The organism is Faecalibacterium sp. 9 (assembly GCF_048320955.1).
GTDB lineage: Bacteria > Bacillota > Clostridia > Oscillospirales > Ruminococcaceae > Faecalibacterium > Faecalibacterium wellingii.
Window position 1 is genome coordinate 155803 of sequence record NZ_JBLWGB010000003.1, and the last position, 21715, is coordinate 177517.

Here is a 21715-nt window from a genome sequence, read left to right on the forward strand (position 1 = left end):
TTACTGCAGATGATTCTTCGGGTCGGCGGCGTCCGAGAAGGCGTTGCCGATCAGGTAGAACGCAATGGTGACAAAGCTCAGGATGAGGGTGGGGTACAGCAGCTGGTAGCGCAGCCCGGCCTGCATCATCACCTTGCGGCCATCGTTGACCAGATTGCCCAGCGAAGGCGTCTCCACCGAAAGCCCGAGGCCGATGTAGGTGATGAACACCTCGTTGCCGATGGCTTCCGGGATGGTGAGGGCCATGCGCAGCATGATGACCGAGACGAGATAGGGCAGCAGGTTGCGCAGTACGATGCGCACAGTGGGCGTGCCGAGGCAGCGGGATGCTACATTATAATCCCGGTCGCGGATGATGAGGATCTGGTTGCGGATGAAGCGTGCCATTTCGATCCAGCCCTTGATGGCCATGCCAAGGACCATGGTCCAGATGCTGGGCGTTGCCACGTAAGAAATCAGGATCAGCACAATGGCGGTGGGGATGTTATCAAAGATGTTGTACAGCTCGGTGAACACGGGGTCCAGCCCGCGCACATAGCCCCACAGCACACCGGCGGTGATGCCCACCACCGCTTCAATGAGGGCCACGAAAAAGGCGATGGTCAGGCTGGTGCGTGCACCGGCCCAGATGCGTGCCCACAGGTCCTGCCCGATGGAGTTGGAACCCCAGATAAAGCCGTCCTGTCCGGGGGCGATGTTGCGGTACTGGATGCCGGTGGCGGGGTCCACGGCGCAGAGGTTCGGGTCTGCCTGACCGGGCAGGTGGGGCTGGATGAAGGCAAAGGCCACCACAGCGGCCAGTGCCACCAGCAGAACCACCGCGAACCTGTTCTTGAAAAAGGCGCGGAAGGTGCTGCCCCAGTAGCTGTAGTTGGAGCTGGCAGTGGCTTCGGCCTGCGCCTCGCTGAACCCGGCGGGGGTGAACAGCTCGTCTTCGGGCAGAGCCTCCCATCCGGCAGTGTGCTGTGCCTGCGCGGCGTTGAGCTTGTCTTCCAGCAGCCGGGAGCGTTCACGTTTGAGAAAAGACAGCATCAGCGGCCACCTTCCTTCCTGCCAAAGTGGATGCGGGGGTCAAGGAGAACCATGAGCACATCACCTAAAATCAGGCCGATGATGCCCACGCAGGCATACAGCAGTACGATGCCCTGCACCATGGTGTTGTCGTGGCGCTGCACGCAGGTGACCAGCAGACCGCCCATGCCCGGGATGCTGTACAGGCTCTCGATGTAAATGGAGCCGACGACAGTGTTCAGAAATGCGGAGGGAATGTACTGCACCAGCGGCACCATGGCGTTGCGGAAGATGTGATGCAGGGCAATGCCGCTCTCGCTCACGCCCTTGGCCCGGGCCAGCTTTACGTAGTCCTTGTTGCTCTCGTCCACCATATAGCGGCGCAGCCACATGGCGTAGAACGCAAGGTTTGCAAGGCTCATGCTGCACACCGGCAGCACCCAATAGCGCCAGTTGGCGGCATCGAACAGCAGGCCCACGCCCATGGCGGTGGTGCCGTACATCTGAATGTACAAAAAGTACACGGCGGCAGGCACGGCCTGAATGAGCACGATGACGGCTGTGCCCAGCTTATCCGGCCAGCGGCCCTTGCACCGGCCCATGAGCAGGCCCAGCGGGATGCCGAAGATCAGGCTGAGCAGCATGGCCAGCACGCCCATTTCGATGGAAATGGGCAGCTTCTGGGCAAGGATCTTGGTCACGGGGGCGTTGAGCTTGTAAATGTGGCTCACGCCCAGATCACCGTGCAGCGCGTCCCGCCAGAAATGGCCGATCTGCACCGGCAGCGGGTCCAGCAGACCCATGGACTGCAGTCCGGCCTGGATCTGTGCCTCGGTCATTTTTTCGTAGTTGGCAAAATAGCCCTCTACCGGCATGAGCCGCAGCAGGCAGAACACCAGCGTCACGATGATGAACAGGGTCAGGATCGAGCGCCCGATGCGTTTTGCGAGATATGGCACCATTGCTGTGCACCTCACTTTTCGATTGAAATACAGATACCTATAGAATACCGCAATTTTTTACGTTTGGAAAGGGATTTGTGGTTTTTTGCGGGAAAATGGGGTGAGGAACGATTCAAAATGGCCTCCGCTTGCGCTCTGGCCATATTCAGCGGAAAAAATATTTTTAATTCGCGTTTGTCGCGGCCTGCGAGAACTTGTCGGGGCGAGGCCCCTCCATCTGCTAACGCAGACCGCTCCTCCGCTTAAAAGCCCCACTGGGGCTTTTATTGCTGCGCAACCGCGACCTACTCCAAACGCTGCTTTCACCAGTGGGGTCGTAGACCGGATACAGTAGATGCACACTTTACCGACCTTGCCCTCTCCGCCAGCGGCCTAGCCCTCTCAGTCATCGCTGCGCGATGCCAGATTCCCCTTTTTGTCACCTGCGGTGACATCTTCCCCCGGCCGGGGGACGTCTTTCCTCAAAGCGGGAGCCCTTGGCAGTCCACGCAAAGTTCATCTCTTTGCCAAGGCCTCGCTCTTTGGGAGAGGTGGATGCGAACGCAGTGAGCAGACGGAGAGGGTGAGGCCGCTCCCCGCAGCGCGGATGTTTCCGCAGGAAACCAGCGCTGCAAATGCCGCTTTCCTCCACGACTCTACCCGTGAAAATGCAATGCCGGACAGCCCGCAGGCTGCCCGGCATTGCTCTAATTAAAATAATTCTTCCGCTATTTATGCGTAAAGCGAACGCGGAGCGCATTTTAAACCGTTTTACCGCGCGTCGCGGTTCTGGTTGTACTCCTCCATCGAAACGTAATGGTCGAGGATGTGCACGCCCTTCAGGCGGTTGGTGGACAGGCCCGTGGGAGCGTACTGGCCTTCCCACAGGTTCAGACGGGTGGCGATGTACGGCGGCACCGGCATCCCCAGCGGGATGACCAGCGCGTTCTGGATGAGGAAGGCTTCGGCATCCGCAAAGGCATCATACCGGGCATCCAGATCCTCGGTGATGGTCTTTGCCTTCTCCACCAGAGACATGTACTGCATCACAAGTTCGGCGGTCTCGCCGGTCACGATGCCGTCCTCCACGCCGGTGCGCAGGAAGCTGTAGCAGGTGCCGCGGTCGCCGGCTTCCTGATAGAAGGGGTACACCTCGGTTTCGGGGTCGGAGTAATCGGCACCCCAGTAGTAGGACATCAGCTGGTAGGCACCCACCCGGCGCACCGCGTTCAGGAAGTTGTCGGAGGGGCCCTGGGTGATGATGATGTTCACAAAGTCGAAGCCGTCGTTCAGCACGCCCTCCACCTGCTGCTTGAACACCTGACACTGCTTGTCCCAGTCCACCACGGCGGGGTTGTAGGGGTACTGCACCTTGATGGGGAAGGTGACACCGGCAGCCGTCAGTTCTTCCACTGCGGCATCGCGGTACTGCTTGGCGGTGGCTTCGTCAAAGAAATCGGACAGGCCTGCCAGCCCGCCGCACTCCGTATAATCCACGCCCTTGCTGTTGGCGCAGAAGGAAGGCGGGGTGATGGTGTGCAGCTTATAGTTTTCGTAGCCCTCGGGCGCAGTGACGGCCAGCGTGACGGAGGGATTGATGGCATACAGGAACGCCTTGCGGAAGTTGGTGGAGTTGATGGCCTTGGCCCAGTTGTCCGGCTCATATTCAGCGTCCACGCCGGTCACGGTCCAGTTGGAAAATTCGTGGCGGTAGGGCAGGAAGTTGAAGATGTAGAAATAGCTCTTGCCGGTCTCCGGGCGCTCCATGGACACCATATCTCTGGTGGTGTCATCGGCCAGCCAGCTGTCCAGAATGTCCGAGCTGATGGTGGCCTGATCGATCTCGCCGCGCTTGACCATCTCCGGGCCGCTGATGAGCTCTTCCTGATTGTAGATGTAGCGCACCGTATCGATATAAACGCTGTCGGCATCGTAGTTCTCGGGGTTTTTCTTCATCACCCAGCTTTCCAGCGGGGTGTACTCGGCCAGATAGAACGCGCCGCAGCTGCAGGCGGTCTCGGCACTGGTGCAGAACTGGTCGGCAAACTCCTCCAGCAGCGGGCCGTAGGCGGGCTCGTAGGGGGCGTAGCTGAGCAGGCTGAGAAAGCCCGGAAAATCAAAGTTCAGGGTGTAGTTCAGGGTGTGCTCATCCACAGCCTTGACCCCCACGGCGCTGAAATCCACAGCCGGATACTCAGTGGCAGTGCCGTCCGCAGCGGTGGCCGTCACAGTGCCGTTTGCGTCGATGGCGTAGGTGGTGCCGTCCTCGGCCACGGTGCCGTTGTTGGCGTTGTTGCGGTAAACGCAGTAGTTATAGTAGTTGTCCGCACCGGCCACATAGGGGGTGACAAGGCTTGCAGTGGAGGAAGCGTAGTCCGGGTTCAGCACATAGGCCAGCGCATCCACAAAGTCCTGCGCGGTCACAGGACCCAGCACCTCGCCATTGCAGTCCACCCAGTTCTCGTCCCGTAGGTGGAAAGTCCAGGTCAGGCTGTCGGCGTCCCATTCCCACGCAGTGGCAAGGCCCTCCCGGATCTTGCCGCGGTTGTCGTATTCCACCAGTGTGTCGATGCACTGGGTGCCGTGGTAGAGGTCCGGGTCGGCAGAGCAGACCAGATAGTTCAGGGTGGCGGGCTGGCGGGAGTACAGCACGGTATAGGTGGAGCTGCTGCCGGAAGCGCCGGTGCCGCCGCCATTGGAAGCGGAGGAGCCGCCGCAGCTGCTCAGCAGACCGGCAGCTGCAGCAGAAAGGGCGGCTGCACCGCTGCCCTTCAGGAACTGACGGCGGGAAATGGAATGACGCATAGTGTGATCCCTCTTTCTTCTAGCTCTAGCATTTGTGTGCTCTGAAAAAGGGAGTAACGGAACACACATCCGTTACCCCCTTTGTAACAGTCCATTGCCGCACAAAGGGCGGCTTTATGGTCAGTATAGCATTGAATCGACGCGCCGTCAATCGTTTTTCGGCGCTGCGGCTTCGGGTGTCTCGTCCGGCAGCATTGGTGCGGGCTTGGCAGGCGTCACGGCACTGATGACCGAACCGGCTGCAGCAGGCACAGCGGCTTCTGCAGGGACCGCTGCGGCCTCGGCGGAAACAGCGGCACCGGCCTCCTCCGCTGCCTTGGCGGCCTCCTCGGCAGCCTTTTTGGCCTCCCGCTCCTCCCGCAGCTGCTTTGCCCGGGCGGCGGCTTCCTCCTGCCGCTTTTTGGTGCGTGCCTTAATGCGGCATACGGTGCACACGCCCTCCGCACTGTCCGGCGCAATGGGCTTGCCGCACTCCCTGCACAGGGTCTTGCGGCATTTGTAGATGCTCACCGGGCCAAGGGTGGTCAGCTGGCGCAGCTTCATGCCGTCGATGCCGTGGTTCGAGCAGGATGCCACGCACACCTCGCACTCGCTGCACTTCCACGGCGTGATGACGATGCGGGTCTGGCCGTCGGGCAGGTCCTCCAGCTTCAGCGCACCGGCGCGGCAGGCCTTTTCACACTTGCCGCAGCCAAAGCATTTGTCGGTGAAGTTGGGCAGATAGTAGCCGTACTTCAGCGGCGTGTCCATAGCCGCTTTCAGCTGCTTTGTGCGCTGGTGCAGCAAAAGGCGGAAATCCACACCGCCGTCGTCCTCGCTGCGCAGGCCGGGCAGCAGCTGCAGCAGCTTTTTGGTGCCGCTCTTGGAGCCGTGACTCACCTGCTCGAACATTTCGCGGCGGCTCAGCTCCTTTACGTGATATGGCGCTTCGTCCTGCTCGTAGGCCAGCGTGAACCGTGCCTCGAACATGGGCTGACCAAAGAAATCCACAAGCCTTGTCAGCTCCTTGCGCAGCTGGGCGGCGCACAGGTCGTTCTCACACTCACCGCAGGGGGTCAGGTCCAGCACGATCTTTTTGTTCAGGGCAAGGTAGGCCAGCGTCTCCCATGTGAGGGCAGAGATGCAGGCGCGCACCATGGAATTTTTGCGGGTGGACTTTTCGCAGCCGATCCAGATGGTGTCATTGTCGGTATCGGCGGCAGAGGTGTCCCGCTGCACCTGCTCCGGCGAAGGGATGATGCAGCCGCTGCGGCAGGCAGAAACGCACAGGCCGCACTCGGTGCAGGGGTCCCAGTCCTTGACGAGGTTCGGACGGGTAAAGATCTGTTCGCCATAGGGGCAGATATCCTTGCACTCGGTGCAGGGCTTGCGATGAGGATGCAGGTTCCAGCACTGGCGGCGGTTGATCTCGGGATGGGTAGTTTTCATCAGCATATCCATCGCGGTGCGTGTAAAAAAGCCCATAATTTACTCCCCTTCCACAACAGAAGTGATGTTTGCATGTTCGATCAGAAAGCGCTGTACCTTCTGGGTGGTCACGGCAGAGGCCACAGCGTCCCGGCTGAGCACTTTGCGGATCTCAGGCTCCGGGGTGTCGTGCAGCTTGGCAAGGCGGGCGTATTCGGCGTCCACCTCGGCGTTGGACACGGTGATCTGCTCTGCTTCGGCAATGGCCCGCACCGCAAGGATGCTGCGCATCTTGCGCTCCGCATCCCGGCGGAAGGCGGCACGCACCCCGTCCGGTGTGGTCTGGCCTGCCTTGCAGTACAGCTCCATGGTCATCTTGCTGCGGCGCAGCCGGTCGCGCAGGGCGTTCATGTCCCGCTCTGCGTTCTGATCCAGAATAGCGTCGTTCAGCTCCGCCGTCAGGTTCGCCCCGGCCATGTCCAGCAGGGCGGCACCGGCAATGCGGTCGGCGTTGGCCTCGTGGGAGCGGCGCTTCTTTTCGCGGATGCTCTCTTTCAGCGCGTCCACCGAGTCAAAGCCCAGCGTTCCGGCAAAGGCGTCATCCAGCGGCACGGTCTGCTTTTGCTCCACGGTGTGCAGGGCAATGACAAACTGTGCCGTTTTGCCGGAAAGCTCCGGCACCCGGAACTCGGCGGGGTAGGTAAAATCGAACCGGAAATCCTCACCTGCCTTGTGGCCGTAGACCGCGTTTTCGGCGGCGGGCATCAGCTGGCCGGTGCCCAGCACCACCGTGACGTTTTCCATCCGGCTGTCCGGGATGGGGACTCCGTCCAGAAACCCCTCGAAATCCAGCGTTACACGCATCCCGCGTGCGGCGGGCAGCTCCACCGGCACAAAGGGGGCATGGGTGCGGGTGAGGTTTGAGGCCTCCAGCTCCACGGCTTTTTCAGACACCGGGCGCACCCGGCGGGTAAAGTCCAGCCCTTTGTACTGGCCCAGCGTGACCTTGGGCAGGGCGTTTGCATTCTGTTCCATGGGAAATACTCCTTTTATATCCAAAGCGTTTGCAATTTAAAGTCCATGCCCGGCAAGCCAGCTTTCTGCCACCTGCGAGAACATCTCGGGGTAGAGGACATCCTCCTGTGCGAAGGCATCCAGATAATATTCCACCTCAGCCCGGTCGGCAGGCTCAGTGCGCTCCCACACGGTGAACACGGTGCCGTTGCCCATGTCAAAGCTGGCGGCCTGGGTAAAGTGCTCATCCCGCGCGGCGCAGAAGAGGGCGTTCCACCGGCCGGAGAGCTCGCCGCCGCTGACAAAGGTCTGGGGGAAGGGCTCTGCAGTGAGCACATACTTCGCCTCAAAGAACCGCACCGGGAACTCGTGGGTGCCCGGGATGGAGATGCCGGCGGCCAGCTTGCCCTGCAGCTGGATGTCCGGCAGGGCGGCATACTGGAACATGTCCGAGTTGTACAGCATATCGTGGGGGATCATGTAGGCGAACTCGCCCTTTTCCGCATCGCAGTGGGCATCGATCCAGTCGTCCACGCGCTGGATCTGGGCGGCGTCGGTGCGGTCGTAGGTGAGCTTGTCCAGCCGGACGAACTCCGACACCGCCTTGAGGGGAAAGTGGTCCACCACAAAACCCGGCAGGGCCACGGTGGTCAGCGGGGAGCAGCGCACCGACATGGCAAACATCAGTGTGAAGGCCCAGTAGAAAAGCTTGAGCTTCCGGTGCTTCCGGATGCCCTCGGCCAGTGCGGCAGAACCGGTGAGGAACAGCAGCAGCCACCCCGGCACGAACAGCAGCATCTGGTGGGAGCCGGTGTTCTGCACCCGGGTGAACAGCAGAAGGCTCGTGAGCAGCTCTGCCCCCGCAAGGCAGGGCAGGGCAGGCAGACGGCGTTTTGCGGCAAACCACAGCCCCAGCCCGATGAGGATGAAGTTCAGCAGGCCGATGCGCAGGGTCTGCGCGGCCAGCTCCAGCGTGATGCCGCCGAAGTTGTAGTAGGAGTAGCGCCCGGCGTAATCAAAGCCGAGGATTTTGCGCACCATGGGCAGCAGAAGCAGCACCATGGCCCCGGCGGCGCACAGGCCGAACACGGCCAGCCGGACGAGGCGGTGCACAGCCCGGGACTGCTGGCCGCTTTTTGCCAGCTGCACACTGGATACCACCAGCAGCAGGACGTAGGCGAAGCAGTAGCCCACCACAAAGTATAAGTACCACCGCCGTGTGAGGATGGCCCCCGCCGTGGCGGCAAAGATCAGCAGATAGCGGGGCAGATCGATGCGGTCAAAGCGGTAGTCCAGCGTGAGCAGCAGGAGCATGAAGGCGAAGATGAGCCCGAACCAGTCCGGCTGGCCCAGCATGGCAGACATGCGCAGGAACGGGAAGGTGACGCACCAGGAAAAGCCGATGAGGAAATACCAGCGGGTGTTTTTCACCCGCAGCAGCTGCCCGGCTTTGCACACCAGTCCCGCCAGCAGCACCAGCAGGCTGGGCAGGACGCTGAACAGCTGACAGAATGCGTAGTCGTCACCGGTCTTGCCGCTCAGACAGAACGGGAACTCGGTGAACAGGGGGATGAAGTTGGTGTAGTCCTCAGTGATGGAATCGAGGAGGAACCGGAAGCCTGCGCCTGTGCTCTGGGCAAAGGCGGCTTCGGCGTTATACTGCTTTAAAATGTAGTTCACATAGTCCCAGTAGTAGAGGAAGGTGCGGCTGCCCAGCGCCCAGAAAAAGTAGAGCGCCGCCACAGCCCAGACGCCCACCAGCACCGCCTTGTGGAACAGGTCCAGCTCCACACCGGCCCGGCGCAGCACCAGCAGCGCCAGTGCAAACAGCGCTGCATTGCACCACAGGCTCAGCAGCGGGAAAAACAGGCCGCTGCCCGGTGCGGCAAGGCCGAATACGATAAGCGCCAGCGCCCCGGCAGCAAGGCCCAGCCAGACTTTGCCAAGGGCAGACAGACGGGAAACGATTCCATTCATCCCCAAAAACCTCTCAGTTGCAGAATATCACAGCTACAGTATAGCAAGCAAAATCTGCACTGTCCAGCCGCAGGGCGCGGAAAACAGCAAAATGTCCCGCAGCTTTCAAAGCATACAGGACATTTTGAGGTGAATATTACTTGCTGGAATTTGAAGCGGTCTTTGTGCTGCGGGCGATGCGGCGCTTTTGCGCCATGGCTTTGTTAGCGCTGATGCGGGCGGCGTCCGGGTTCGGAGCTTCCGGGGTCAGCCGCAGCAGGCAACTCCCCATGGCGGGCAGATCGATGGTGAGGGTGTAATCCCGGCCATAGACACCGCCGTCGGTGGTGTGCAGGCTGGTCTTGCGGCGTCCCTTGAGCGCACCGCCCCACTCGGGGGACTCGGTGTTCAGCACCTCCTCGGCACCGCAGGGGAACCGGAGGTAGAGGGGGAACTTTTTGTGGGCGTGATCCTGCGTGTTCATGATGCACAGCAGGCTCTGGCCCTGTCCCTTGCGCAGCCATGCGTACACGCCCTCGCTGCGGCTCTCGCAGGCCACCCACTCAAAGCAGTCGGGGTTGTACTCGCCATCGTAGAGGGCGGGTTCGGTGGAGTAGACCCGGCTCAGGTGGGCAAAGTATTTCTGGAAGGCATCGTGGAAGGGATATTTCAGCAGATCCCAGTCCAGCTCCCGCTTTTCGTCCCACTCCCGGAAGTGTCCCATCTCGTTGCCCATGAAGTTCAGCTTCTTGCCCGGGTGCATATACATATAAAAATACAGGGTGCGCAGCTGGGCGCATTTTTCCGCGTAGGTGCCCCACAGCTTATCGATGATGGTCTTTTTGCCGTGCACCACCTCGTCGTGGCTCAGCGCCAGCAGATACAGCTCGTTGTAGAAGTAGTGCATGCTGAAAACGATCTTACCGTAGGCATTCGGACGCTCACCGAAGGGGGTGGCAAAATAGTCCAGTGTGTCGTGCATCCAGCCCATGTCCCACTTGTAGTCGAAGCCCACGCCGTCGTAGCGGGTGGGAGCTGTCACCTTGAGGAAGTTGGTGGAGTCCTCTGCCATGTAGATGCCGGTGGGCCAGCGCTCGTTCAGGCCGTGGTTCAGGCTGCGCAGAAAGTTCACAGCCCCCTCGTTCACGCCGCGGTTCGGGTCTCCCTGCCAGTACAGCGCGCGGGAAATGGCGTCCATGCGGATGCCGTCGCAGTGGTACACGTCCATCCACAGGGCGGCGGCACTGTTCAAAAAGCTGCACACCTCCCGGCGGTAGTAATTGAAGTTGCAGGTGCCCCACTCGCTGTGGCCCACATCGCTGTCGTACTCGTAGAGGTGGGTGCCGTCAAACTTTGCCAGAGCGTCGGCGTTGGCGGCAAAGTGCACCGGCACAAAGTCCATGATGACGCCGATGCCCATGCGGTGGCAGGCGTTGACGAAGCCGGCAAACTGGGCGGGGGTGCCGTAGCGGCTGGTGACCGAGAAATAGCCGGTGGTCTGGTAGCCCCAGCTGCCGTCAAAGGGATGCTCTGCCAGCGGCAGCAGCTCCACATGGGTAAAGTGATGGTCCAGCAGCCAGGGGATCAGCTCCTTGGCCAGCTCCTCATAGTTGTACCAGCCGTCTGAGCCGTCCTCCTGCTTGCTGCCGGGCTTGTGCCGCCAGCTGCCAACATGCATCTCGTAGATGTTCAGCGGGCGGTTGCGGCATTTGTCGCGGCGCTCCATCCATGCACTGTCGTCAAAGCGGAAGTCCAGCTTTGTCAGACGGCTGGCCGTACCCGGCCGCAGCTCGGTGGAAAATGCGTAGGGGTCGCTGTGCATCACCACACTGCCGTCGGCACCATGCACCCGGTATTTATAAAGGTCGCCCTCTGCAAGGCCGGGGATGAATGCGCTCCACACGCCGGTATCGGCTTTTTCCATGGGCACGCCTGCCTCCCAGCCGTCGAAGCCGCCGCAGACCTCCACTGCCGTGGCACCGGGGGCCCACACCGCAAAACGCCACCCTTCGGTGCCGTTGTCGGAGCAGGGATGGGCACCAAGGATGCGGTAGGCATCAAAGCAGTCTCCATTGAAGAATTCACGGGGAATGGCGGGGTAATTCATGCAAAGATCTCCTTACATTCTATGATGGGCAGTGCCCGGCGGCACTGCATGTGATACAGATGTTTGGGCAATATATCCAATAAAAACAAGGCGAAATGGGGCACAGTGGCCGATATTCTTGTCGATTCTTGACAAAAATCGGCAAATATTAACATATTTTACAGATTCTGTGCTATACTATTCCTGCCGCTGCAGTGGGCGGCGGCTGATTTTTTTGTATGGGAGCGGTATGAACAATGGCTTGGTATGACAACGCGGTATTCTATCACATCTATCCTCTGGGGCTGTGCGGCTGCGCACATGAGAACGACGGGCAGGCGGTGCCCGGCGCATTCGAGAAGCTGAACGCATGGGCGAAGCACGCAGCGGACCTTGGCTGCACGGCCATTTATATCGGCCCGCTGTTCGAAAGCGGCTCCCATGGCTACGACACCATCGATTACCGGCTGGTAGACCGTCGCATCGGCACCAATGAGGAGTTCCGGGACTTTGTGGCAGACTGCCATGCCCGGGGCCAGAAGGTGATCGTGGACGGCGTGTTCAACCATGTGGGCAGGGATTTCTTTGCGTTCCAGGACCTGAAGGCAAACCGCGAGAACGCCCGCTATAAGGACTGGTTCTGCGATGTGAATTTCTGGGGCAACAACGAGTACAACGACGGCTTTTCTTACGGCAACTGGGGTGGCTACAATCTGCTGGTCAAGCTGAACCAGCGCAACCCGGAAGTGCAGAACTACCACTACGAGACCATCCGCTTCTGGGTGGATGAATTTGACATTGACGGCATCCGTCTGGACGCCGCCGATGTGCTGGACTTTGACTTCATGCGGGGGCTGCGCCGCCTTGCCAATGAGGTAAAGCCCGAGTTCTGGCTCATGGGCGAGGTGATCCACGGGGATTACAGCCGTTGGGCAAACCCGGAGATGCTGCACTCGGTGACCAACTACGAGCTGCACAAGGGCCTGTGGAGCGGCCACAACGACCACAACTATTTCGAGATCGCCCACACCATGCGCCGTCTGCAGGGCCTGTGCCACGATACCCGGCTGTATCTGTTCTCGGACAACCACGATGTGGAGCGGCTGCCCAACAAGCTGCGCAACCGGGAGCACATCCGCCACATTGCAATTCTAGTATATACGCTTTGGGGCATTCCGTCCATCTATTATGGCTCAGAATTTGGCATTGAAGGCAAAAAAGAGTGGGGAAGCGACTGGCCGCTGCGCCCCTGCCTGGAACTTTCCGACTTCAAGGACGCTGAGACCACCAACCCTGTCACCAGCGTGTATGCCGCATTGGGCAGACTGAAGGCGGAGCTGCCGGAGCTGACCGACGGCGAGGTGAAAGAGCTGCAGCTCACCACCCAGTGCTATGCCTTTGCCCGGGTGCTGGATGGAAAGGCCTGCGTTGTGGTGCTGAACAACGGCGACAGTCCCGCACAGCTGGAATTCCAGCTGCCGGTGGAGGCATCCTCTGCAAAGGACCTGTTGGCCGACACGGTGGGCGCACAGCCCGTTTTGACCAGCATGGAGTGGGGCCGCATGAAAGTGCAGCTGCCCTCCAATTATGCTACCATCCTGCAGCTGGAAAAGTAAACGCATTCTTGCATGATCCGCCGTCTTTTGCTACAATAAGAGCATAATACCGTAAAGCGGAAAGGAAGCTTTGAAAACCATGAATGCAGCGCAGCGCAGAGAATCCATTCTGAAACGGCTCAGCGGGGCCGAAGCACCGGTCAGTGCCAGCGCACTGGCGGCTTTGCTGGGGGTCTCGCGCCAGATCGTGGTGGGGGATGTGGCTCTGCTGCGGGCAGGCGGTGCGCAGATCGATGCAACGCCCCGGGGCTATCAGCTGCACCCGGCGGAAAAAGGCTATACCGCCATTCTGGCCTGCGTGCACAGCACCGAGGACGAGATGCGCACCGAGCTGTACACTGTGGTGGATCAGGGCGGCATCGTGGTGGATGTGGCCGTGGAGAACAGCCTGTATGGCGAGCTGCGCGGCAACCTGAACCTTGCCAGCCGCTACGATGTGGACAACTTCATCCAGCAGGCCAAGGACACGCCGGAAGCGCTTTTGAGCCGCATGACCGGCGGCGTGCATCTGCACACCCTGCACTGCCCGGATGCCGGGAGCTTTGAGCGCATCAAAAAAGAGCTGGAAGAAAAAGGCATCCTGTACCGCAAGGAGTGATGCGGATGGGGATAGACCCAGTATAAAAAAGGCTGAGGGCCTTGTCTATCCGCAAAACAGGAAAATGGTTGGATAATCAACGAAAAAGCAAAAGAGGTGGGTTTTCTGGATATTCGCATTGAAAAAACGGAGCGTGCCATCAAGCAGGCATTCATGGAGCTGCGGGCGCAGAAACCGCTGGAAAAGATCAAGGTCAAGGAACTGTGCGATCTGGCCTGCATCAATAAGTCCACCTTTTATGCGCATTATCAGGATATCTATGCGCTGGCCAACGCCATGGAGGACGAAATGGTGGAGGTGGTGGTGGAAAGCCTGCCGCAGCTGACCGCCCGTGATGTAAGCGAGCGCACCGAGTGGCTGACCCGGGAAATGTTCCGGGCGTTTACCCGGAATCAGACCGAGATCGGCATTCTGTTTTCCGGCTCCCGTCAGGGGCTGTTCATCAACCGCGTGGAAGCTGCAATGAGCAAATGCATCTCGGAGAGCGACCCCTCATTTGATGCCGATGTGGTACGTAAGATCGTGCTTTCCTTCTGCGTGCAGGGCTGCTACTACACCTTCACCAGCTACTGCGGCCAGATGGACGAAAAGCGGCTGGTGGCTCTGCTTGCGTCCATTGCCCGGGCGGCGCAAAAAATCAGGATGTAACAAATCAGAATGCCCGCCGCGTGCGCTTTGGGCATGAATAGCGGAAAATAATTTTAATAGAGCAATGCCGGGCGGTCTGCGGACCGCCCGGCATTGCATTTTCACAGATGGAGCTTTGACGGCAAGAGGCGGATGCCGCGCCTGCTTCCTATGGAAGCGGCGGCGCGGCGGATAGCGGGCTCGCCCTCTCAGTCAATGCCGATCGGCCTTGACAGCTCTCCCAGAGGGAGAGCTTTTGGCAGTCCACGCAAACTTCATCTCTTTGCCAAGGCCTCTCCCTTTGAGGAAAGACTTCCCCCGCGCCGGGGGAAGATGTCACCGCAGGGGACAAAAGGGGGAGTGTGGCATCGCGCAGCGGTGACGGAGAGGGTTCCCTCTCGTGAAAAAGTAGATCGGGAAAATCCGCAGATTTTCCCGATCTACAAATTATAGAATATTCTTTCCGCTATTCATGCGCAAAGCAAAGCGGAGCGCATTCAAAATGGTCTGGCGTTACACACCGGAAGCACCGTAGTTTGCCAGCACGCGGGCAGAGGGGTCGTTGACGTTGCAGTTGGGCCATGCCTTGTTGGGCATCCAGAAGCCTACGATGGTGCGGCTCTGGTCGTGGTAGTACTTCTCAAAAATTTCGCGGTAGAACAGGCTTTCCTTGGTGAACGGCATGCAGTGGGCCGAATAGTTCGCCCGGCGCAGCTGGAACTCCTCGTCGGTGTAAAGGCTCTCGGCATACTCCTTGATATCATCCACCATGCTGTGACCCACGGCATCCGAGAAGGCGGCCTTCTCGCGCCACAGGATCTCCGGCGGCAGCCAGTCGCCCTCAAAGGCCTTGCGCAGCAGGTACTTGCCCTTGCCGTAGCTGTTCAGTTTCTTTTCCGGGTCGATGGCCATGACGTAGCGCACAAAATCCAGATCCCCAAAGGGCACGCGGGCCTCGATGCTGTTGGAGGAGATGCAGCGGTCGGCCCGCAGCACGTCGTACATGTACAGCTCCCGGATGCGCTTCTGGCTTTCCTGCTGGAAGGCGTCGGCGGTGGGGGCGTAGTCGGTGTACTTGTAGCCGAACAGCTCATCGGAGATCTCACCGGTCAGCAGCACCCGGACGTCGGTCTGCTCGTGGATGGCCTTGCACAGCAGGTACATGCCCATGCTGGCGCGGATGGTGGTGATGTCCCAGGTGCCCAGCAGGCGGATGACCTCTTCCAGACTGTTGATGACCATGTCCCGGTTGATGATGATCTCGTGGTGCTCGCTGCCCAGATATTCAGCGGTCTGGCGCGCATACTTCAGGTCAATGGCGTCGGTGTCCATGCCGATGGCAAAGGTGCGGATGGGCTTGTTCAGCTTCTTGGCGGCAATGGAGCACACCAGCGAGGAATCCAGACCGCCGGAAAGCAGGAAGCCCACCGGGGCATCTGCGTCCAGACGCTTCTCCACGCCTGCGATCAGCTTTTCGCGGATGTTCCGCAGCACGGTGTCCATATCGTCCTGCATGGGGGCGGGGACATCGGCGATGTCCTCATAGCGGACGAAGCGGCCATCGCAGTAGTAGCTGCCGATGGGGAAGGGACGGATGTCGTCGCACCAGCCAATGAGGTTCTGCATTTCGGAGGCGAAGGCGATCTGATGGCTGGACTTGGAGTAGCCGTAGAACAGCGGACGGATGCCGATGGGGTCGCGGGCGGCGATGAGCCGGTCCTTGCGGGAATCGTACATGATGAGCGCGAACTCGGAATCCATGTGGCGGAACATATCCAGACCATACTCATAGTACAGCGGCAGCAGGATCTCGCAGTCGCAGTCCGACTGGAACTTGTAGCCCCGGCGCTTCAGGACTTCTTTTTCAAAGCGGAAGCCGTACAGCTCGCCGTTGCACACCACGCAGTCGGCACCGCGGTAGAACGGCTGCATGCCTTCCGGCGTCAGGCCCATGATGGCAAGGCGGCCAAAGCCCATCAGACCGAAAGGTCCTTCCACCACACGCTGGTCGTCCGGGCCGCGCATGACCGTGCGCAGCAGGTATTCCTTGAATTTGGCGGCACTCAGATCGTGCCCGGTATAGCCCATAACACAACACATATTTCTTACCCCTCTTTTTTCAATAAAAAAATACGGCAGCTCATTCATCCCAATTGCTAGGACGAATATGCTGCCGTATCCGTGGTGCCACCTAAATTACCGGCATAAAACCATGCCAGTCACTTTTGTGCGCTCTCCCCGTTGAAAGCACTGCCGCGATAACGAGCGGCGCACGTCTGCCCCTACTGCTGCACAAACAGGTTCAGGGGGAAGCTCACGGGTGTTCGTTCGGGCTTCGTCCTCTGCGCGGCTCCCAGCTGCCCGCACTCTCTGAAAGAGGACATTGAAACCTTACTTTTCCCGGTCAACGCTTTTTCTTGCCTGCATTGTATCACGGCTTTTTGTCCGTGTCAACACAGCAGGCGCATTTTTGTGCGGTTTGATCAGCAGAGTCGGACTGTTCTGCTTTTTGGGCACAGTGACGGCACAAACCATACAAAACGCTGCCCTCGCACTGCAGGGTAAAGCCGTGCTCTGCCATCAGATGGGCGCGCACCTCGTCCATGAAGTGGCAGTCCAGATGATAGATGCGTCCGCACTGCACGCATTTGAGGTGCAGATGCTCCCGGCAGTGGCGGCCCTCGTCCACGTATTGGAACACGGCTTTTTCGCCCTTGTCGGCTACATACTTCATGATGCGCTGCTCCCCGGCCAGCTTGTCCAGATAGCGATACACCGTGGTGGGGTTGGGGCTTGCGCCCTGCGCTTCCAGATGCTCCAGAATGTTGGAAGCACTCACCGCGTGCTGCCGGTTGTTGATGAGATAATCTAAAATCAGTTGACGGGTCTTGGTATTGTAGCCGTCGCTTCGTGCCATAAGAGAGATCCACACCCTTTTCGATATTTTATTCATTGTAGCATATTTTTGTGTTGGATGCAAAAGAACCGGGCCAAAAGAAGCAGCATTGGCTACAAGCACAAAAACCGTTGTTGATTTTAGCAAAAAATAAGACATAAAAATTAGCAAAAACGGAAAACGCACCAAAGTTCGAAAAAAAGTATTGTAATAATTGCCCTGTTATGAAATAATAGGACTGGAATACTACTTGGATTGCAGCAAGAATACAAGAGTGCTTTTAAAGAAGAAAAAAGCATGCGCTCCAAAGTATTATAGGAGAAGAAACCTTTTTCATTGCAAAGGAAAAAGGGAATAGGAGTTGTGCAAAATATGAAAGAAACGGAGTCGCAGACCAAACTGAGCCTGAAGCTGCAGGCGTACCAGTACCTCAAGACCAGGATCCTGAACTGCGAGTACCGGCCCAATGAATTCCTGAACGAGCAGAAGCTTTGTGCGGAAATGGGCAACATCAGCCGCACCCCCATGCGGGATGCTCTGGGCCGCTTGGAGCAGGAGGGGCTCATCACCATCCTGCCCAAAAAGGGCCTGATGGTATCCGGCATCACCGAAGAGGACGTGCACAGCATGTTTGAAATGCGTTTGCTGGTGGAGCCGTATGCCCTGCGTACTTATGGCAGCAGCATCCCGCGGGAGCAGCTGGAGGCGTTTGCTGAGCTGATGCATCACCCGGACCGCATCACCGACTTCTGCGAGTCGGACGATGCGTTCCATGAACTGCTCATGAGCACCCTGCCCAATAAGTACCTGCGCTCGGCTTACGACCGCATCACCGGCCTGAACACCCGGTTCCGTATCATGACCGGCAAGGTGAGCATGATCAATCAGGAGCAGACCTGTGACGAGCATCTGGAAATTCTGGATGCTGCGCTGGCGGACAACTGGGATCTGGCTGCGGATTCTCTGCAGCATCACCTGGAGCTGGCCCGCGATAAGGCGGAGGGCGTCATCAAGGTCATCCGGCTGTGGTAAAAACTGCATAAAAAAAGACCGTTGCACGAAAAAACGTGTGACGGTCTTTTTGTTATGAGACTCCCCCAGTCGCCTGCGGCGACAGCCCCCTCAGAGATGGGGCCTTAAAGCCTCCCTCTTTGAGGGAGGTGGCATCGCGCAGCGATGACGGAAGGAGTTACAGTGCATCCAGCTCCTTTTGCAGCTGTGCCAGCGAATCGCGGATGGGCAGCTTTTGCGGGCAGACTGACTCACATTTGCCGCAGCGCACGCAATGCAGGGCCTTTTCGCTGTCCGGAAAGTGCTCGGCCCACTGGGTCCTGACGGCATCCTTCTGCCCGAACATGCCCAGCTTGTTCCAGATGCTGAAATTGTCCGGGATGTCCACCCCCATGGGGCAGGGCATACAGTACCGGCAGCCGGTGCAGCCGACCCTGATGCGGCGGTGCAGCTCGTCGGCAACGCTTTCCACAGCGGCATTTTCGGCAGGGGAGAGCGGCTGGAAAGAGCCAAAGGTAGCCAGATTGTCGGTCAGCTGCTCCTCGGCGCTCATGCCGGACAGGATAACATGCACATTGTTGTGGCTGCCCACCCAGCGCAGCGCCCAGGAGGCATCGGAGGCATCCGGACGCAGGGCGTGCAGCGGTGCGGCGGCGTCTGCAGGCAGAGACGCCAGCGTGCCGCCCTTGACGGGCTCCATGATGATAAGAGGCACGCCGCATTCTTCGGTCAGCTGATAGCCCCGGTCACCGGAGATCTCCTCGGCACGGTCGTCCCGGTCCAGATAGTTGTACTGCAGCTGGCAGAAATCCCACGGCTGGTCGCGCAGAATGTACTCAAACCCGGCAGAGTTGTCATGACAGGAAAATCCAAAGTTCCGGATGCGTCCTGCAGCCTTCTGCTGCCACAGCCAGTCCACAAGGCCCATGGCTTTTGCCTTTTCGTACCGTGCTCTGTGCAGGGAGTGCAGCAGATAGAAGTCGATGTATTCAACGCCAAGCCGCTGGAACTGCTCTTCAAAAATTCGCTTGGCATCGTCCAGATTTTTGCAGCTCCACAGCGGCATTTTGGTGGCAAGATAAAAGCTGCTGCGGTCCCACTTGGCAATGACCCGGCCCACGAAGGGCTCACTCTGGCCGTTGTGATAGGGATAGGCGGTATCGAAGTAGTTGACACCGGCGGCCTTGGCGGTGTTCAGCAGCGCTTCGGCGCGCTCTTCATCAATGGCGCCGTCGGCCTTGGTGGGAAAGCGCATACAGCCGTAGCCCAAAAGGGAAGTGCGGATATCGTTTTTGCTCCAGTTGCGGTATTCCATAGCTCTCTTTTGCGGCAGAGGGGGTAAAGGCTCTGCCGCTCCTCCTGTTGAGGATAGTATAACATAGTTTTTGAATGCAGAAAAGATACGACGATGACGATTTAGAATGCCCTCCGCTTCGCTCTGGGCATAAATAGCGGAAATCATATTTTTAGATATTTGCAGCTCCGAAACGACTGCGGTCGTTTCGGAGCTGCTTTTTCACCATAGAGTCGTAGCGTCAAATGCATTTTCCTACCGCACAGATGCCGCTTGCCTTTACCGCCCCTCCTGTGAAAAAGTGTTCAGAAAATGTCCGCAGACATTTTCTGAACACAAATTAAAAATAATAATTCATCTAAACATGCCTAGAGCGCAGCGGAGGGCATTCCAATCATCAAACAAAAAAGGTGCCCGCACCTTTCGGTACGGGCACCTCATTGTTCAAGAATGAACGACTCTCAGAAGAGGTTCAATTACTTGACCTCGACCTTAGCGCCAGCCTCGGTCAGCTTCTTCTGGATGTCCTCAGCCTCAGCCTTGGAGACCTTCTCCTTGACAGCCTTGGGAGCGCCATCGACGATAGCCTTAGCTTCCTTCAGGCCCAGACCGGTGATCTCCTTCACCAGCTTGATGACCTGCATCTTGGTAGCGCCAGCCTCAGCCAGGATGACGTCGAACTCGGTCTTCTCTTCCTCAGCGGCAGCAGCAGCGCCAGCAGCAGCGGGAGCAGCAGCAGCAACAGCGGAAACACCGAACTCTTCGCAGTAAGCGTCGATCAGTTCCTTCAGCTCCAGAACGGACAGCTCCTTAACGGAGTCGATGATGGCAGTAATCTTCTCAGAAGCCATAGTAGTAACCCTCCAATATCAATGGTTTTGTTTGTTGATTTCAGAATTGTTTAAGCAGCGGTCACGCGGCCATCAGGCAGCGGGCTCCTCCTGCTTGTCGGCATAAGCCTGCATTGCAACGGCCAGACCAGACAGAGTGCTGGTGAGGGCGCCTGCGAACATGGACAGCATGCCTTCGCGGTTGGGCAGCTTTGCGATTGCGTTGGTCTCAGCTGCATTCATGACCTTGCCTTCCATGAAGCCAGCCTTCACGACGAACTTCTTGGACTTATCGCCATCCTGATACTTGCACAGGATGCGGGCAGCGGACATGGGATCCTCTTCGTGAGCAAAAGCGATAGCGGTATCGCCCTTGAACTGCTCAGCCAGGCCCTCCAGAGAGGTACCCTTGACAGCCAGACGCAGCATGGTGTTCTTCACGACCATGTAATCGACGCCTGCCTCACGCAGCTCCTTACGGAGCTTGGTGTCGTTCTCGACGTTAATGCCGCCGTAAGCGACGACGCAGCCGGAAACCGCACTCTCAAACTTTGCCTTCAGATCAGCGACATAAGCCTGCTTTTCAGAAAGAATTTTTGCACTGGGCATTCGGTTTCACCTCGTTTCAAAAACTTGTATCGAAAACCGGAGCAAGTATGAAAAAAGCCTCTTTCCCGCACTTGGTCGAGAAAGAGGCATAAAACAACTTTACGCACGTTTCTCGGCAGGCGGCATAGCCTTACACTGGACTCCAGTACCTGCTGTCTCAAAAACAGCATGATTATTTTACCGCAAACGTGCGGAGTTGTCAAGTCTTTTTTGAAATTTCCTGACAAAATTTTTCTGCCGTCCATACAAACGGCAGAAAAACGATCAGAACTTCAAATCAGACACCGTACTTCAGGGTGTTCAGACGGATGCCAGGGCCCATGGTGGTGGCGATGGTAGCGCTCTTGAAGTAGGTACCCTTTGCTGCAGCGGGCTTTGCCTTGGCAATAGCCTCCATCACAGTGTCCAGGTTGGCGTACAGCTTCTCTGCACCGAAAGAAGCCTTGCCCACGGGCACATGGATGATGTTCTGCTTGTCCAGACGGTACTCGATCTTACCAGCCTTGGCCTCGGAAACAGCCTTGCCCAGGTCAGGAGCAACGGTGCCGGCCTTGGGGTTCGGCATCAGGCCGCGGGGGCCCAGGACCTTACCGAGACGGCCAACGCGGCCCATCATATCGGGAGTGGTCACGACGACGTCGAAATCCATGAAGCCGCCGGCGATCTTTGCGATCAGCTCGTCATCACCGACGATATCAGCGCCAGCAGCCTCAGCAGCAGCAGCAGCGGGGCCCTTGGCGATTGCGCAGACGCGGACGGTCTTGCCGGTGCCGTTGGGCAGAACGACAGCGCCGCGGACCTGCTGGTCAGCGTGACGGCCGTCAACGCCCAGACGGACGTGCAGCTCAACAGTCTCGTCGAACTTGGCAGAAGCGGTCTTGCAAGCCAGCTCCAGAGCCTCGTTCACATCATATGCCTTAGTAGAATCGACCAGCTTTGCAGCGTCGACATAGTGCTTGCCATGTTTCATTGTATATCCTCCTGTGTGGTCATGCGGGCAGTGTTATGCCCTCC

Annotated in this window: 17 protein-coding genes and 1 other annotated feature; of the genes, 4 read left to right on the forward strand and 13 right to left on the reverse strand. The window is 58.6% G+C overall.

The window, feature by feature from the left end; translation table 11 throughout:
- The 7 genes from ACKXF9_RS12975 to glgB all read right to left on the reverse strand — a co-directional run bounded on the left by ACKXF9_RS12975 (window position 1) and on the right by glgB (window position 11241).
- On the reverse strand, window positions 1-1032 hold the full coding sequence (locus ACKXF9_RS12975) for an ABC transporter permease (RefSeq protein WP_249237196.1): 1032 nt from the start codon (window positions 1030-1032) through the stop codon (window positions 1-3).
- Window positions 1032-1973, reverse strand: coding sequence for an ABC transporter permease (locus ACKXF9_RS12980; protein WP_418266476.1), 942 nt, complete (start codon window positions 1971-1973; stop codon window positions 1032-1034). The genes ACKXF9_RS12975 and ACKXF9_RS12980 overlap by 1 nt, the downstream gene beginning before the upstream one ends.
- Window positions 1974-2723: 750 nt before the next feature.
- The gene (locus ACKXF9_RS12985) at window positions 2724-4757 is read right to left on the reverse strand and encodes an ABC transporter substrate-binding protein (RefSeq protein ID WP_418266477.1); all 2034 of its coding nucleotides are present in this window, start codon (window positions 4755-4757) and stop codon (window positions 2724-2726) included.
- Window positions 4758-4904: 147 nt separating this feature from the next.
- Entirely contained in the window at window positions 4905-6221 is a 1317-nt protein-coding gene (locus ACKXF9_RS12990; RefSeq protein WP_418266478.1) for a 4Fe-4S dicluster domain-containing protein, read from the reverse strand.
- Between the two features lie 3 nt (window positions 6222-6224).
- Window positions 6225-7199, reverse strand: coding sequence for a trigger factor (gene tig, locus ACKXF9_RS12995; protein WP_418266479.1), 975 nt, complete (start codon window positions 7197-7199; stop codon window positions 6225-6227).
- 36 nt (window positions 7200-7235) lie between these two features.
- Window positions 7236-9155, reverse strand: coding sequence for a hypothetical protein (locus ACKXF9_RS13000; protein ID WP_418266480.1), 1920 nt, complete (start codon window positions 9153-9155; stop codon window positions 7236-7238).
- 136 nt (window positions 9156-9291) lie between these two features.
- The gene (gene glgB / locus ACKXF9_RS13005) at window positions 9292-11241 is read right to left on the reverse strand and encodes a 1,4-alpha-glucan branching protein GlgB (protein ID WP_418266481.1); all 1950 of its coding nucleotides are present in this window, start codon (window positions 11239-11241) and stop codon (window positions 9292-9294) included.
- Window positions 11242-11477: 236 nt separating this feature from the next.
- Here glgB and ACKXF9_RS13010 point away from each other — a divergent pair, with 236 nt between their 5' ends.
- From ACKXF9_RS13010 to ACKXF9_RS13020, 3 genes are all read left to right on the forward strand, one after another.
- Window positions 11478-12836, forward strand: a complete 1359-nt coding sequence (locus ACKXF9_RS13010; RefSeq protein ID WP_418266482.1) for an alpha-amylase family glycosyl hydrolase — start codon at window positions 11478-11480, stop codon at window positions 12834-12836.
- Window positions 12837-12915: 79 nt separating this feature from the next.
- Window positions 12916-13434: a transcription repressor NadR gene (locus ACKXF9_RS13015; protein ID WP_005944532.1), complete on the forward strand. Its 519-nt coding sequence runs from the start codon at window positions 12916-12918 to the stop codon at window positions 13432-13434.
- Between the two features lie 96 nt (window positions 13435-13530).
- Window positions 13531-14082 carry a TetR family transcriptional regulator gene (locus ACKXF9_RS13020; protein ID WP_097776457.1) on the forward strand — a complete coding sequence of 184 codons (552 nt, stop codon included), beginning with the start codon at window positions 13531-13533 and terminating at the stop codon, window positions 14080-14082.
- Window positions 14083-14574: 492 nt separating this feature from the next.
- Here the strand turns inward: ACKXF9_RS13020 and asnB are convergent, their stop codons facing one another.
- Window positions 14575-16149, reverse strand: a complete 1575-nt coding sequence (gene asnB, locus ACKXF9_RS13025; RefSeq protein WP_418266483.1) for an asparagine synthase B — start codon at window positions 16147-16149, stop codon at window positions 14575-14577.
- Between the two features lie 66 nt (window positions 16150-16215).
- Window positions 16216-16478, reverse strand: a binding site (T-box leader).
- Window positions 16479-16492: 14 nt separating this feature from the next.
- Entirely contained in the window at window positions 16493-16978 is a 486-nt protein-coding gene (locus ACKXF9_RS13030; RefSeq protein ID WP_249237186.1) for a Fur family transcriptional regulator, read from the reverse strand.
- Window positions 16979-17329: 351 nt separating this feature from the next.
- Between ACKXF9_RS13030 and ACKXF9_RS13035 the strand changes: the two genes are divergently transcribed.
- A complete protein-coding gene (locus tag ACKXF9_RS13035; RefSeq protein ID WP_249237185.1) occupies window positions 17330-17989 on the forward strand; it encodes a GntR family transcriptional regulator in 660 nt (219 codons plus the stop codon).
- 157 nt (window positions 17990-18146) lie between these two features.
- Here the strand turns inward: ACKXF9_RS13035 and ACKXF9_RS13040 are convergent, their stop codons facing one another.
- The 4 genes from ACKXF9_RS13040 to rplA all read right to left on the reverse strand — a co-directional run bounded on the left by ACKXF9_RS13040 (window position 18147) and on the right by rplA (window position 21671).
- Window positions 18147-19283, reverse strand: coding sequence for an aldo/keto reductase (locus ACKXF9_RS13040; protein ID WP_418266484.1), 1137 nt, complete (start codon window positions 19281-19283; stop codon window positions 18147-18149).
- A gap of 455 nt (window positions 19284-19738) precedes the next feature.
- On the reverse strand, window positions 19739-20113 hold the full coding sequence (gene rplL / locus ACKXF9_RS13045) for a 50S ribosomal protein L7/L12 (protein ID WP_005944525.1): 375 nt from the start codon (window positions 20111-20113) through the stop codon (window positions 19739-19741).
- Between the two features lie 72 nt (window positions 20114-20185).
- The gene (gene rplJ / locus ACKXF9_RS13050; RefSeq protein WP_249237183.1) at window positions 20186-20701 is read right to left on the reverse strand and encodes a 50S ribosomal protein L10; all 516 of its coding nucleotides are present in this window, start codon (window positions 20699-20701) and stop codon (window positions 20186-20188) included.
- A gap of 277 nt (window positions 20702-20978) precedes the next feature.
- Window positions 20979-21671: a 50S ribosomal protein L1 gene (gene rplA / locus ACKXF9_RS13055; RefSeq protein ID WP_005944523.1), complete on the reverse strand. Its 693-nt coding sequence runs from the start codon at window positions 21669-21671 to the stop codon at window positions 20979-20981.
- Window positions 21672-21715 lie beyond the last annotated feature (44 nt).

Bases quoted from the DNA above. Each gene is read 5' to 3' on its own strand.
- ACKXF9_RS12975 (WP_249237196.1), bottom strand. From the start codon at position 1,032: ATGCTGTCTTTTCTCAAACGTGAACGCTCCCGGCTGCTGGAAGACAAG.
- ACKXF9_RS12980 (WP_418266476.1), bottom strand. From the start codon at position 1,973: ATGGTGCCATATCTCGCAAAACGCATCGGGCGCTCGATCCTGACCCTG.
- ACKXF9_RS12985 (WP_418266477.1), bottom strand. From the start codon at position 4,757: ATGCGTCATTCCATTTCCCGCCGTCAGTTCCTGAAGGGCAGCGGTGCA.
- ACKXF9_RS12990 (WP_418266478.1), bottom strand. From the start codon at position 6,221: ATGGGCTTTTTTACACGCACCGCGATGGATATGCTGATGAAAACTACC.
- tig (WP_418266479.1), bottom strand. From the start codon at position 7,199: ATGGAACAGAATGCAAACGCCCTGCCCAAGGTCACGCTGGGCCAGTAC.
- ACKXF9_RS13000 (WP_418266480.1), bottom strand. From the start codon at position 9,155: ATGAATGGAATCGTTTCCCGTCTGTCTGCCCTTGGCAAAGTCTGGCTG.
- glgB (WP_418266481.1), bottom strand. From the start codon at position 11,241: ATGAATTACCCCGCCATTCCCCGTGAATTCTTCAATGGAGACTGCTTT.
- ACKXF9_RS13010 (WP_418266482.1), top strand. From the start codon at position 11,478: ATGGCTTGGTATGACAACGCGGTATTCTATCACATCTATCCTCTGGGG.
- ACKXF9_RS13015 (WP_005944532.1), top strand. From the start codon at position 12,916: ATGAATGCAGCGCAGCGCAGAGAATCCATTCTGAAACGGCTCAGCGGG.
- asnB (WP_418266483.1), bottom strand. From the start codon at position 16,149: ATGGGCTATACCGGGCACGATCTGAGTGCCGCCAAATTCAAGGAATAC.
- ACKXF9_RS13030 (WP_249237186.1), bottom strand. From the start codon at position 16,978: ATGGCACGAAGCGACGGCTACAATACCAAGACCCGTCAACTGATTTTA.
- ACKXF9_RS13035 (WP_249237185.1), top strand. From the start codon at position 17,330: ATGAAAGAAACGGAGTCGCAGACCAAACTGAGCCTGAAGCTGCAGGCG.
- ACKXF9_RS13040 (WP_418266484.1), bottom strand. From the start codon at position 19,283: ATGGAATACCGCAACTGGAGCAAAAACGATATCCGCACTTCCCTTTTG.
- rplL (WP_005944525.1), bottom strand. From the start codon at position 20,113: ATGGCTTCTGAGAAGATTACTGCCATCATCGACTCCGTTAAGGAGCTG.
- rplJ (WP_249237183.1), bottom strand. From the start codon at position 20,701: ATGCCCAGTGCAAAAATTCTTTCTGAAAAGCAGGCTTATGTCGCTGAT.
- rplA (WP_005944523.1), bottom strand. From the start codon at position 21,671: ATGAAACATGGCAAGCACTATGTCGACGCTGCAAAGCTGGTCGATTCT.